We start from the raw sequence: 13,782 nt of genomic DNA on the forward strand, positions 1-13,782 counted from the left end.
AAAACACCAAACCAGTTGATGTTATGTATAAAACATAGGGCAATTCTGTCGAAAACACATAATCATTCGGCGAAATAGACAAAAATACAAGAATAACGTAAATAAAAAGCGCGAGGAGAAAAATATCACAGCCTCGCACCACAACAGACAAGAAAACTAAAGCGAAAACAAAAGCCGGAAAATCACTGGCGAATGTTATCAAAAGTAGTGAAAACGAAAACAAATGCTGTAAAACACACAGCATTTGTTTCTAAAACTCACGACCGAAGCGATGAACACGACTACCACGTTCGCCACGTTTACCGTGCCAACGACGTTCGCTGCGTTCACCACGTTCACCACGTTCACTGCGCTCACCACGTTGCCCACGTCCACGACCGCGACCTTTACGCTTCTGCTGCTCCGGCTCCGGCATACTCCAGCCTTCTTGAAGCTCGGCAGCTTCACCAACAATCTCATCTAGAACTGATGAAGAAGGACTCACATCCTCAGCTTTCGCATGAATTCCAGCCTTACGAAGCATCATATGAGCAGCGCGCTTCTGATTAGGAAGCACAAGCGTTACGACATCGCCTTCTTCACCAGCTCGAGCAGTGCGACCCGAACGATGCAAGAAAGACTTAGGATCCTCAGGAGGCTCAGTTTGCACAACTAATGCAACGTCGCTAATATCAATACCTCGCGCAGCAACGTCCGTAGCAACCAGCACGCGCACCAAGCCTTCAGCAAACACAGCCAAATGACGATCTCGCTGATTCTGCGACAAATTACCTTGCAAATCAACTGCAGGAATACCTTGCTGCACAAATTTTTTCGCCATATTCTTCGCTTGATATTTTGTGCGCGTAAAGAATATAGAACGTTTCCTTCCGGAAGCAAGCTTTCGCAAAACTTCGTATTTATCCCCTGCAGACACAGCAAAAATATGATGCGTCATAGTGTCAACTTGGCAATCAGCATCATCCACAGCATGGACGACAGCATTTGGAAGGAAACGCTCAACTAATGTAGAAACTTGCTTATCAAGCGTTGCAGAAAACAGCATGCGTTGACCATCTGGCGCAACTTGCTCAAGAAGTCTAGTAACAGCAGGAAGGAATCCCATATCCGCCATTTCATCTGCTTCATCAAGCACGCTAACCATTACTTTTTCAAGCGTAAGTGCTCCTTGACGCAGCAAATCTTCCAAACGTCCAGGGCAAGCAAGCACAATCTGCGCACCCTGCTTAAGTTGCGATACCTGACGCTGGTATCTCACACCTCCATACACTGTCACAGTACGCATGCCATAAGCTGCAGCAAGCGGCGCTATTACGTCATCAATTTGATGCACAAGCTCGCGAGTTGGAGCAAGAATTATTGCTCTAGGAGCAGGAATTTCACTAGACTCGCGTGACTTACGATTTTTATCAGAATGAATTAAATCAACAAAATTCTCAGCTAAACGCGCAACAAGTGGAATAGAAAATGCTAATGTTTTACCACTTCCTGTGCGACCTCGCCCTAGAATATTCGCACCTTGTAATGAATCAGGAAGCGTTGCTTGCTGAATTGGGAATGCAGTAGTTTTCCCATCAGCACGCAACACTTCTACCAAGGGCTCTGGGACTCCAAGTTGCGCAAAAGTGACATCGTCACGGTAATTTTCACAAGATTCAATAGCAGAGTCTGGAATAATTGTTGCGTTATGAGAATCTTGATTTTGCTTTTTTGAAGTAGGACGCAAAGATATTGCAGAATTTTGTTTTGTATTATGAGATTTTGCAATATCATTTTTAACAACATTATTTTTATCAATATTATGCTTAGCAAAATTATTTTTAGCAAAATCTTGTTCAGCATCCGCAATAGCTACTTCTTCATAGCGCAAGGCTTTTTCGCGCGCTTTTTGACGAGCTTTTTCTGCTTTGCGATTTCGCTCCCTGCGCGAATTGAACTCGTGATTAGAACCGTAATTTTTATGACTACCCTGATATTCAAAAGGATTGCGTTTTTCAGCTGATTTCCTAGTATTTTTGACGTTCTTGGTATTCTTCGCGCCTCGCTTTTGGGCGAACGCAGCATGATGAGTATGCGGCACAATAGCCTTTCGTAAAATATGTGTATTCAAAACTTAAATTTCAAAACGTGAACTAATCGAGCCTAGCACACGCCTGGCACAATCACGGCAAATGTTGTCAAAAAGCGCCGAGACGCTCGCACTATAAGCGCTCGCTTCTGAGCTTGCATGGAAAAAGTCCACTGAACTTTCCATGCAAGCTCACGCTCCGAGTTACTTTCGTACACTACGCTCCAAGCGCGAAAGCAGGTCGTCGCGCAAACGCCGGAAAATCACCAGCAAATGTTTCCACCAAGAAATGAAAACAAAACTCAACTAGCGAGTGAGCTTACGGTGCAAGCGATGCGGACGAGCAGCTTCCTCACCCAAGCGCGCAATCTTATTTTCTTCGTAAGCTTGGAAGTTACCTTCGAACCAGTACCACTTTGCAGGATTCTCGTCGTCGCCTTCCCAAGCAAGAATATGCGTTGCAACTCGGTCGAGGAACCAGCGATCGTGCGAAACCACAACAGCGCAGCCTGGGAAATCAAGTAAAGCGTTTTCCAAGCTTTCCAAAGTCTCAACATCCAAATCGTTAGTAGGCTCATCGAGAAGAAGCAAGTTTCCACCCTGCTTAAGAGTCAAAGCCAAGTTCAAACGGTTACGCTCACCGCCGGAAAGCACACCAGTAAGCTTCTGCTGATCCGAACCTTTAAATCCAAAGCTTGCAACATATGCGCGAGTAGGAATCTCAACGCCTGCAACCTCAATAAAATCAAGTCCGCCGGAAACAGCTTCCCACAAGTTCTTATTAGGATCCAATCCTGCACGATTCTGATCCACGTAAGAAATCTTCACAGTATCGCCAACAATAAGCTCTCCGCCAGAAAGAGACTCCAAGCCCACAATCGTCTTGAACAGCGTAGACTTACCAACACCGTTTGGACCAATCACACCAACAATACCATTACGAGGCAGCGTAAACGACAAGTCGTCGATAAGTACACGGTCGCCAAAAGCCTTGTGAATATGCTTTGCTTCCAAAACTTGCGAGCCCAAACGTGGACCTGCTGGAATTTGAATTTCAGAGAAGTCAAGCTTCTTGGAATTACGTGCCTCTTGCTCCATTTGGTCGTAGCGTTCCAAACGAGCCTTGTTCTTAGCTTGGCGAGCTTTCGGCGAGCTACGCACCCAATCAAGCTCATTCTTCAAACGCTTAGCAAGCTTGGCATCCTTGGCACCCTGGATTTCCATACGCTTTGCTTTAGTTTCCAAATACGTTGAGTAATTTCCCTTATATGGATAAAGCTGACCACGGTCAACTTCGCAAATCCACTCTGCTACGTTATCCATAAAGTAGCGGTCGTGCGTAACAGCAATAACAGCACCCTCGTACTTGTGCAAGAACTGTTCAAGCCACAAAATAGATTCCGCATCCAAATGGTTAGTAGGCTCATCCAAAAGCAGCAAATCTGGAGCTTCAAGAAGAAGCTTACACAATGCAACTCGACGCCTTTCACCACCAGAGCACACAGAAACAGGCGAATCCGGATCTGGGCATTGCAAAGCATCCATAGCCTGCTCAAGCTGCGAATCCAAATCCCAACCGTTTGCAGCGTCAATTTCAGTCTGAAGCTTACCCATTTCTTCCATTAACGCATCAAAATCAGCGTCTGGATTAGCCATTTCTTCGCCGATTTGGTTAAAACGCGCCACTTTTTGCGCAATCTCACCAAAAGCCATCTTAATGTTTTCGCCAACCGTCTTAGTGTCATCAAGAGGTGGTTCCTGCTGCAAAATACCTACCGTATAGCCAGGAGTCAAAGAAGCTTCACCGTTGGTCACATTTTCCAAACCGGCCATAATTTTCAGCAGCGTCGACTTACCCATGCCGTTCGGACCCACAACACCAATTTTTGCGCCCGGAAGGAAGCTTAAAGTAACATCGTCGAGAATTACACGATCTCCGTACGATTTACGCGCCTTAATCATCTGATAGATAAATTCAGCCAAAGTAATATACCATCCTTACAAACGTTGAAATTCCAGCGTTTGTTGCAACTTGCGTAAAAAGCGTTTAATACTTTTACCTACTTAATTCAAGCAAGATGCAACTTACATAAAACTACGCAAACTAATAGCTAGCAAATACTAGCACGTTGCTGGCGTACGATTTGACTTATTGACAGACTCAGAATCATCTTCAGGCGGAATCTGGCAGAGCCACTCGCCCAAAATCCCAACGACCATATCAATAAAGCACACCAAGCCAGCAATAGAGCATTCACGCACAACAGAGTTATACAGAATTATTTCACTGTGTGGCAGACTCATTAACAACTGCCCAACGTACCAGCCAGACAAAATAGCACCTGCCATTCCCAATGCCTTAGACAGCATAAGAGCTGCAACAGCAAATTGAGAACTTACAGGCTTCTTATTTTTATCTTTGTTAGCAACACTTTGATGAGTTTGCAACGCCATAACAAAAGTTATTAAGCCAGCAATCACCATAATTGCAACAACAACCCACGGAGCTCCTGCTAACGACATAGCACTAGACTCTGTTGACGACACTAGAAATGCGCCCAGCACAAAGCCAAACAGTAACCCTAGTACCAGATACCACCAAGGTGTGCGATACGCTTTCATTAACAACCATCCCCTATAAGCCATTGCTCTGAGTATACCCCAACAGTTTGAGCATCAAAAGCAAACGCTAATGAGTACGAAACTGAGTTGTCATCCAAAGCAGCATCCGACTCTATCTGCAGCCACGGCATAAGTTCAGGCGACTTAGGGTCAACCATCACCATTTCCGCTAGTTGTTGCGGCAATTTTTCTGCATCAACAGTTCTTGTATCAGCAGCAGAAGCACCATATGAACGCGTACCCAACACTCGCACAGTCACCTTATCTTTATACAAAGTAGCAACAGCGCGAAGCAAGCGAAGCAGTTCATACTCGTCACCGCCCGAAGACAGAATAAATACAGCCGCGTAATAATCACCTTCAAGCATATTGGCAACATATAGTGCCGATACGCCATCTACGCGAGATTCTCTATCCTGCTCAAGCATTGCAACTATTCTCAGCATAGCAGAACGCGTGTCTTGTTTCGCGACACCCTTCATAGAAATTACTGCAGTTGTCTGTAACGGAGTCGGACATATACGGAACAAAGGAGACTTAGTTTCTCTTTTAACAAGCTCACTGCCATAATTGACACTTTTAGATTCATCGACACAAGAGCACTCTGAATCTCCATTATTTTCATAATCATCCGCGAAAGAATTTGCGATATCAACGGCAGCTTTAGCAGCTGCAGCAGCGTCCTCGTCTTCTTTGCGCTGCTTTTCTTTTCTATCTTCCTCAATAAGAGAACGATAGTAATCTGCTATTTCGCCTTCCTCAAGATCGTCAACTGATACGCTTCCACTACGAACAGCAACATGCGCAAGAGAATCAGGAATTACACGCCGTTCCGAATAATTTAACTCTTCTCTAGAAACACTATTCAAAGTAACACAAATATCGTCAACAGTGCTTTTCATGCCGTAATATTCGCTTCTTAAAGCAGCATGAACAGTAATATCAGCCTCACTAATTTGCCAAGTGTGCATAGCAGAATTTAAAACAGATTTAGCAATAAGTTCTAAAGCTATAGCAGGATGCTCCTCAATTTCGCTATCTTTTTCGCAACGTTTAAGCATAAAAGCAAGACGCTCAGCAATTTGAGGAATATCTATTGCGTTAGTCTCATCTCCGTCTAATGCATTACTCAAATTAACTTTTAAAACAGCATCTATGTAAATAGAAGAATATAATCCAATGACTATTGAGTCACCGCTTGGGCGAATACCCTTCAAACTTATGGTTGTATTCATAATTTCATCTTCTACTCTCTAATAAAAACAATTTAAAATTCCAATTATTCGTTTATTTATCTTTTACTCTTACCTATAATACGCAAAATTAATATTTCGATACATTGTACTCGATATAAATCAACATGCGTAATTTTTTGCATATAACACTAATTTTTATTATTAAATTCTTAGAAAAATAAAAATAAACGCTGACAGCAATAAATTATATTGTTATCAGCGTTTATTAATGATTGTATTTTATCTGCTTCTTAGCACTGTATTTACACTATTAAGCACCAAATTGAGTGCCGTCATTTTGATTAGTAGACGGATTAACTGGTGGTTTAACAGTTCCAATAACAGTTCGAGGAGCAGGTGCAGTAGTCTGAATAGACGTATCAACAGGCATCTGATCAGACTGCTGGTTTTGTGAAGTTGCGTTATTGGAAGATTCAGAAAGTTCAGAAGCTTCACTCTGCTCATTCTTACCTTCAACGTTGCGCTTTAAACTTTCTGGAATTTCAACAGGAGGAAGATCAGAATCTGGTCTTCTATCGTCCGAAAGCCAAAGAGTACGCTCAGGAGCCTTACGAATCTTACTGAAGATTTCCTTAAGTTCCTTCTCGTTAAGAGTTTCCTTAGCGAGCAACTGACGAACCAGCTCATCTAATACGTCACGATTATTGTTAATAATCTCCCACGCTTCAGTATGAGCAGTTTCGATAAGCTTATGAACTTCTTCATCGATTACTTCAGCAGTACGATTCGAGAACTTACGAGGTTGCAAAGAATCGAGTGAACCGGAAGAATCTTCGTCAGTATCCATCCACTTAACAGCTCCAAGCTTCGCTGAGAAACCATATTCAACAACCATCTTACGAGCAATAGCAGTAGCTTTCTCAATGTCGTTAGAAGCACCAGTTGTTGGATCATGGAACACAACTTCCTCTGCTGTGCGTCCGCCCATAGCATATGCCATTTGATCCAATAATTCGTTGCGAGACTGCGAGTAACGGTCGCTTGTTGGCATCACAGCAGTGTAGCCAAGTGCGTGACCTCGCGGCAAAATCGTTACTTTAGTAACAGGATCCGTGTGGTGCAACGCAGCAGCAACAAGCGCATGACCACCCTCATGGTAAGCAGTGTTACGCAATTCATCCAAAGCCATACCCTTAGACTTACGTCGAGGTCCTGCTTGAACACGATCAATTGCCTCATCAATAGCGCGATTATCGATATATTGAGCACCAGATCGAGCGCAAAGCAACGCAGCTTCGTTAAGCACGTTAGCTAAGTCTGCACCAGTAAAACCAGGAGTGCGCACAGCAACCATATGAAGATCAACATCCGGCACAAAAGGCTTACCCTTAGCGTGAACCTTCAAAATTGCCTCGCGACCTTCCAAATCAGGAGCCTCAACAGCCACCTGACGGTCAAAACGACCAGGACGAAGAAGTGCGGAATCAAGCACATCTGGACGGTTTGTTGCGGCAATAATAATCAAATTAGTGTCGTTGTCGAAGCCGTCCATCTCAACAAGCAGCTGATTAAGTGTCTGCTCGCGCTCATCATGACCGCCAGTCATGCCACTTCCGCGGCGACGACCAACAGCATCAATCTCATCGATAAAGATGATTGCAGGAGCATTCTTCTTAGCTTCGTCAAAAAGTTCACGAACGCGAGACGCGCCCAAGCCTACGAACATTTCCACGAAGTCAGAGCCAGCCATTGCATAGAACGGCACACCAGCTTCACCTGCAATAGCACGAGCCAACAAAGTCTTACCAGTTCCTGGAGGACCATAAAGCAGCACACCGCGCGGAATGCGAGCGCCCAAAGCCTTGTAGCGCGAAGGATCCTTCAAGAAGTCTTTAATCTCTTCAACTTCTTCAACAGCAGCTTGTTCGCCAGCAACGTCAGCAAACTTAGTTTTAGGAGTCTGACCTTCAAGCAACTTGCCACGGCCACGTCCGCCACCCATGCCAAGCATACTTCCACCGGCACCGCCTATTCTGCTAAACATGAACCAAATCATGCCAAGGAAGAACAATATTGGAGCAAGCGAAGTAATCAAATACGAAATAATGCTAGATGACTGTAAGCTAGCAGTCCAGCCGTTAGAAGGCTTCGCCTTTTCGACTTCTTGTACAATTGACCTACCTTGTGCATACGCGTAGTAGAATTGCACATCCTTGCCAAAGTCACGCTTTTGCTTACTTCGTTTATCGAACTTCTTAAACGGACTATCAAGCGTAAGCTTAACTAACTGTTTATTGTCAATAATTTCCACATAACTTGCTTTATGAGATCGCACTAACTCAATACCATCCTGAGTATCGATAGTTTGCGATCCGTTATGAACAAACATTTGGAATCCGACAACTGAAAGCAACACAAGAAGCACAATCCACGTCCATGGCGACTGCCAGAAGGAACGACGATTGTTATGGTTGTTCTCGTTATTTTTATTATTCTTGCCCTGTTGACCGTTGTTTCGCTGATTCCTAGGGTTACGTGGATTTAAAAACGGATTATTCCCGTTATTTCCACGCCCAGGACCGCCCATTGGGCCTTGCGGTGTCATAGGAGAAGCGCCCATGTAATAAGGCTCCTTTCAAACTCCTCAATTTATATAAAAATTCTGAATAGAATCTATAAAATCAAGCACCATACACTGATGGCTTTAATACTGCAATACTATTGAGATTGCGGTAACGCTCATCGTAGTCCATTCCGAAACCGACTACGAATGGGTCAGGAATTTCAAATCCCGAATAGTCGATTTGCACTTCTACTTCGCGTAGTGCTGGCTTACTTAGTAAAGCAAAAACTTTTACACTGTTAGCTCCGCGGCTTTTAAGCTCATCCACTAACCAAGCTAATGTGCGACCTGATTCAACAATATCCTCAACAATCAGCACGTCACGCCCGCGCACGTCCGTGCTTAAATCTTGACGAACTGTAATCTGCCCGCTTGTTTGAGTACCACTGCCGTAGCTTGACAAACTCATAAAGTCCATTGGCGCATTAACGCTCAGCTCTTGAGAAAAAACAGCAAGCGTATTAACAGCGCCTTTAAGCACTGCTACGAGCAAAATATTACGATTTTTGTAATCTTCGCTCACTTGCTTTGCAACCTCACGAATACGCTTCATAAGGTCTTCGTGGCTGATTAATTCATAGTCAATGTCATCTCGTATATCTGCAACTTGCATGTTCACTATCTTGGCATAAACGAATGACGATATTGCGCGAGAGCCGAGTCGCTTCGTAATAATTTGGCAGCGAAAAAGGCTTCTGACCATGCCATTTTGTACATAGTTCGTCCACTGCCGATATGTGACTTGACGAGAAACGCAGACCAAGCTCACTTAACGCACGCACTATAATTCGTCTACGAATTGATGGATGATATTGCGCTAACTTCTCAGCTTTTAACCTAACAGTTTTCGCATTTTTATCAAATTCCATCACTTGTGAACTAGCTTCGTCAACTTGAGAATTAATATAGTCAAGATCGTCTCTAGCTATTTCAGCTCCACGAGAAAGCAAAGTAACCATATTTGCATTAAAAAATCGCGAAATATAAGGCATTAACGTGTGTCTAACTCGAGATCTCAATGGATAATTTTCTGAAAGTTCCTCATTTTGCGAAATATCGTCACCATTTGTAGGATCATCCCACCATGAAATGCCTAAATCCTCGCAAATACCAGTAGTATCTTCTCTACTAAGCTTAATAAGAGGCCTCGCAAAAAGCACGTTTTGACGCAATGTCACTGCTTTCATGCCAGCAACTGCTTCTAAACCTGCAGAATCTTTTAGCCCCATCATTACAGTTTCTGCTTGATCATTTGCAGTATGAGCTAGAAGCACGGCTGCAGCTCGCTGCTTTTTAGCGACCTCAATAATTGCTTGATACCTAGCATTTCTAGCAGCAGATTCTTCGCCTTCTCCCGAATCTTCAACGTTCACAGATTGAATATACACGTACTTTTCATCTATTCCAGATTGCAAACAATGTTTAGCAGCAGTATTGGCAATTTCAGTTGAGTGTGGCTGCAAATGGTGATCTACTATTACGACACCGCAACGAATACCCCTACTTGCGCACACAATCACGCTCAATGCTGTAAGTGCAAGAGAATCTCTACCTCCAGAGCACGCAATAAGAACCAGAGGAGCATCAACATCTGTCGCGTGATTGCCATGTTCGGAAAAACGCGCGTCTTGTGCACATAATGAAAGTTCGTCAAAACAATGCTTGATTGCGCCAATTCCTGCGCGTATGCGAGAAGAATACACCATAGCTTCTAGTGTAGCGCGCCAATAATGCTAAATTGCAACTCATAAATCATAGTTTTGGCAATTCTGCCATAAACTTATTAATCGCTACGAACGCTCCCCAAATATCAGCTGGCTGGTTCGCAACAACAGCGAAAGTTAGCACTCCACCACTTTTCCTAGATACATTACCAACCATAGAAGTAACTTCACTTAAAGAACCAGTCTTTACGCGAAGCATGCCGGCAGAAGATTCATCCGCTAAACGCTTTCTTGCTGTTCCAACTAAACCAGGAAGAGACAATCCTTCAGCAGCTGCAGCACCTCCAGAATCGGCTTTAATATTAAGCACTTGTACTTGAGCTAGCGTTGTTGCGCGCAACCTTGATTTTGGAGACAAGCCTGAGCAATCAGACATGTGCAAACCACGTATATCGATATTGAGCTTGCGCAATCCCTCTTTTACTGCCTGAACTGCACCCTCCGGAGAGTTGGATTTGTGAGTTGCAAGCGCAGTCAAACGACCAAACTCTTCCGCCAATGTGTTGTCTGAAATACGAAGCGTATATGCCATTATTTCGTTTAATGGTGCAGAAGAAACTTGTGCAATTAAACGCGAATTAGATGATATTAACGATTGAGTTTCGCTTACTGGTATGACAAGATTTTCAGACTGTGCAGATTTATCTTCATTTTCAGAATCTTTATTGTTTTCAGAAGAATCATCTGCAGACGAGCCTGAACCGGAATTTTTTTCATCAGAAGCGGTTTTATTAGAATAATTACTTATAACTATTCCTTGTTTGCTTAATAATTTAGCAAAAACATGACCGACACTTAAAGCAGGATGAGGATCAGAAAGCGGAAAATCTGTCATAGCGTCAGCGTCAACACCTTGCACTGAAAGGTCACGCTGACGAGCATCATCTATAGCCAAAGATGACGTTTGAGCATAAAAGCGGCGTTCAACATCTGTTTCATAAATCAAATCAGGAGCACGTTTTGCGCCAAACAATGAGTCATCAACAGCTAAAGAAACTGTGTGAATATTTTCAAGCTTCAACGCGTTGGCTGTTCTTCTCGCTAATGTCGTTAAACCTGCTCTGCCATTGACATGGTGCCAATCGTTTTCTCCAACGCCAAGAAGCATGTCACCATTGCCGCGAAGCACAAGCTTTCTAGCATTCGTACTAGAAGCTCGTTCTGGTTCACCGCCTGTTTTAGGCAACAAAAATACTTGAGTATCAAGAGTTGAACCCATGTCAAGAGTGCGAGAAGCTACGCTAGCAGTTAAAGTTTTAAGCGTTGACGCTGGCTCTCTTAAAGCATTTGGCTCATGCGAAGCAACTACTCGCCCATTAGCATCCATAATTACTGCTGAAGTGCTGCTACTCATAGAAGCATCGGAAACCAACTCGTTAATAAGTTTTTGAGCTTGCGAATGATTTATTTCTTTACCATAAGTCACGCCTTTAGCTAGTGATTTAACTCGCAAAAGTGATTTAGGAGAAGAAACAGTTACAGCATAATGTTGTTTTCGCAACGTCAAAGGACCAGGAAGAATATCGTATACGTCAAGCAAAAAATAAGTAAAAATAATTGCTGCACTAACTATAACTGCTATAAATGCAATAAGCAATCGCCAACGAGAAGGATATTGGCTTCTTAAAACCATAGCAGCGTATTTACTTTTCTTCTGTGCGCTACTTGGTTTAATCTCACTGCTTGATTTAGATTCACTACTTAGTTTTTGTTCACTGCTTGGTTTAGGCTCGATACTTTTGTTGGGTTCGCCGCTTTGCGCTGGCGTGCTCGCATTAGGAATATTTAAGGCATCGTTTAAGCCTTTATTACTTTCCATGCGAGCACACCTTTAAATCGATTGCAAATACCGCGCTTAACTATACATTGCGCTTGCAACAAAGCGTGCGTAAGTTACGCAGTAATAGACGCGAATCTGCGCAAGTTTTCTACAATGCGAATCATGCGCTTATCCATTACTTTGCCACCAAGAATCACGCCAACAACCAGCACAATCAAGCCGTTTACTATGAACAGAATGCTTGCAATCCACAAAAGATTCGGGTTAAGAATCATAAACGCAATCGCAGCCGCAAACGAAGGAATCATGCAAACTACAGAAAGAAGCATAAAGCCTATAGCTGCAAAACTTCGCCCGCCAGCACTTCCTTGCGGCCTAGAAAATGGCTTTTCGATTGATGCCACAGGGTACATTGCAATGCACGAAGAAATTAAGCCAATGCCTATGGAAGCAAAAGCTATTCCAATTGGCGAAAGAATCTGGAACATAACTGCATTCACATTTTGCTTAACATTTGCTACAAAGAAAAGGAAAACGTAAACCCCTACTCCAATAATCGCAAAATAAACAGCGCAAATCACTGACCAAACTATTGCGTTCGCTAAGCGATCGTGCAAACCTTTTACTCCAATAATCACATGCATAGTAAAAGCTGTGCCATCGTAAGCAATATTGTTTCCAACAACCATGCCCATAAGCAAAGCAGCATACATCATCCATCCAGAAACACCTAAGTTATCTGTTAGAGAATCAAATCCTTTAGCCTTAAAACTACTTCCTCCTGCAACTACCAGCATAAAAAGCGGCGCAATAAGCAAAAATAGCTGACGCATATCTCTTCTCATAACGCTAATAATTCGCGCAATAATCGCACCAACTGTGTTGTCTGGAACTGCTGCAAACAAGCCGATTCCCTTAGTTTTAACAACTGTTTTTTGCTCACCACGAAGCAACTTCGGCTCTAATTTTGCGCAAAATACAGAGATTGCAAAGCAAGCAGCAATCGTTACAACGCAAATAAGGAAGCGAATAGCAAGAGCAAGCCAATTGCCATTAATAGCATCGAGCGGCAAAGCCATAGCTGCACTTAATGGTGTAAAAGCGGACGCAGCACAGAAACTTGTGCCTAGCGCAATTCCATTTGGCGAAGGGCTATGCGTATTCATTGATGAAACAAAAATCATGTACGCTATAAAAATGGCAAAGTAAAAAATGTTTCTTGAACGCTTGTTTATTAAAATAGTATCCAAAAGCTCAATAAGCATTTTGCTTAAAGACACGATTGTTGCAACGTAAAGCGGAGCTGCAATTACGCTGACTAAAACCGGCACAATTCCAAAGCTTCTGTACGCTAAAGACCACAAAGCAAGCGCGATTGTGCAGCTTACTGAAAGCGCTCCAAAAAGAGAGCCAAGAAGCATGCCAGCTTGCTGCTTTACGTAAGGAATGCCGTAAAGCGCAAAACTACGCGATTTTAGTGTTGTGTCGCTGCCAAACATAAACACGTTTATAAACAGCGTAAAAATTGACGCAATCGACGCAACCATTATTGGAGCCAATTGGAATTCCTGCCAATTTTTAGTATCTGCAAGCATTCCTGGATTAATGTACTTGCCAGTTTCCCAGCCAGCAAAACCAAGAGCGCATATAAGCGCAAGTCCAAAAACAATTGCTATAGCAAAGCCAATTTTTTGCCAAATTGACTTTCGCATAACAGAAAAAGTAAGCGCCCAGCGAAGGCGAACCATGGTAAAAATCATAGACATTAC

General features: G+C 43.2%; 9 protein-coding genes. All 9 read right to left on the reverse strand.

The window, feature by feature from the left end; all coding sequences use genetic code 11:
* Window positions 1-250: 250 nt before the first annotated feature.
* The 9 genes from HXT44_RS05765 to HXT44_RS05805 all read right to left on the reverse strand — a co-directional run bounded on the left by HXT44_RS05765 (window position 251) and on the right by HXT44_RS05805 (window position 13,779).
* Window positions 251-2,080, reverse strand: coding sequence for a DEAD/DEAH box helicase (locus tag HXT44_RS05765; RefSeq protein WP_004108552.1), 1,830 nt, complete (start codon window positions 2,078-2,080; stop codon window positions 251-253).
* 294 nt (window positions 2,081-2,374) lie between these two features.
* Window positions 2,375-4,051 (reverse strand): energy-dependent translational throttle protein EttA, encoded by a 1,677-nt coding sequence (gene ettA, locus HXT44_RS05770; RefSeq protein WP_012914413.1) that lies wholly within the window; start codon window positions 4,049-4,051, stop codon window positions 2,375-2,377.
* Between the two features lie 138 nt (window positions 4,052-4,189).
* Entirely contained in the window at window positions 4,190-4,690 is a 501-nt protein-coding gene (locus tag HXT44_RS05775; RefSeq protein ID WP_102703219.1) for a DUF3180 domain-containing protein, read from the reverse strand.
* Window positions 4,690-5,925, reverse strand: coding sequence for a dihydroneopterin aldolase (locus tag HXT44_RS05780; RefSeq protein WP_102703220.1), 1,236 nt, complete (start codon window positions 5,923-5,925; stop codon window positions 4,690-4,692). The genes HXT44_RS05775 and HXT44_RS05780 overlap by 1 nt, the downstream gene beginning before the upstream one ends.
* Before the next feature lie 271 nt (window positions 5,926-6,196).
* A complete protein-coding gene (ftsH, locus tag HXT44_RS05785; RefSeq protein WP_116431567.1) occupies window positions 6,197-8,506 on the reverse strand; it encodes an ATP-dependent zinc metalloprotease FtsH in 2,310 nt (769 codons plus the stop codon).
* A gap of 61 nt (window positions 8,507-8,567) precedes the next feature.
* Window positions 8,568-9,122 (reverse strand): hypoxanthine phosphoribosyltransferase, encoded by a 555-nt coding sequence (gene hpt, locus HXT44_RS05790; RefSeq protein WP_421782776.1) that lies wholly within the window; start codon window positions 9,120-9,122, stop codon window positions 8,568-8,570.
* The gene (gene tilS, locus HXT44_RS05795; RefSeq protein WP_421782778.1) at window positions 9,097-10,215 is read right to left on the reverse strand and encodes a tRNA lysidine(34) synthetase TilS; all 1,119 of its coding nucleotides are present in this window, start codon (window positions 10,213-10,215) and stop codon (window positions 9,097-9,099) included. Before tilS ends, hpt begins: the two co-directional genes overlap by 26 nt.
* A gap of 46 nt (window positions 10,216-10,261) precedes the next feature.
* Window positions 10,262-12,052 carry a D-alanyl-D-alanine carboxypeptidase gene (locus tag HXT44_RS05800; RefSeq protein ID WP_288231342.1) on the reverse strand — a complete coding sequence of 597 codons (1,791 nt, stop codon included), beginning with the start codon at window positions 12,050-12,052 and terminating at the stop codon, window positions 10,262-10,264.
* Between the two features lie 74 nt (window positions 12,053-12,126).
* A complete protein-coding gene (locus HXT44_RS05805; protein WP_174182525.1) occupies window positions 12,127-13,779 on the reverse strand; it encodes a hypothetical protein in 1,653 nt (550 codons plus the stop codon).
* Between the last annotated feature and the right edge of the window lie 3 nt (window positions 13,780-13,782).

The sequence above is a fragment of the Gardnerella sp. DNF01198P genome, assembly GCF_049244165.1.
GTDB classification, from domain to species: domain Bacteria; phylum Actinomycetota; class Actinomycetes; order Actinomycetales; family Bifidobacteriaceae; genus Bifidobacterium; species Bifidobacterium swidsinskii.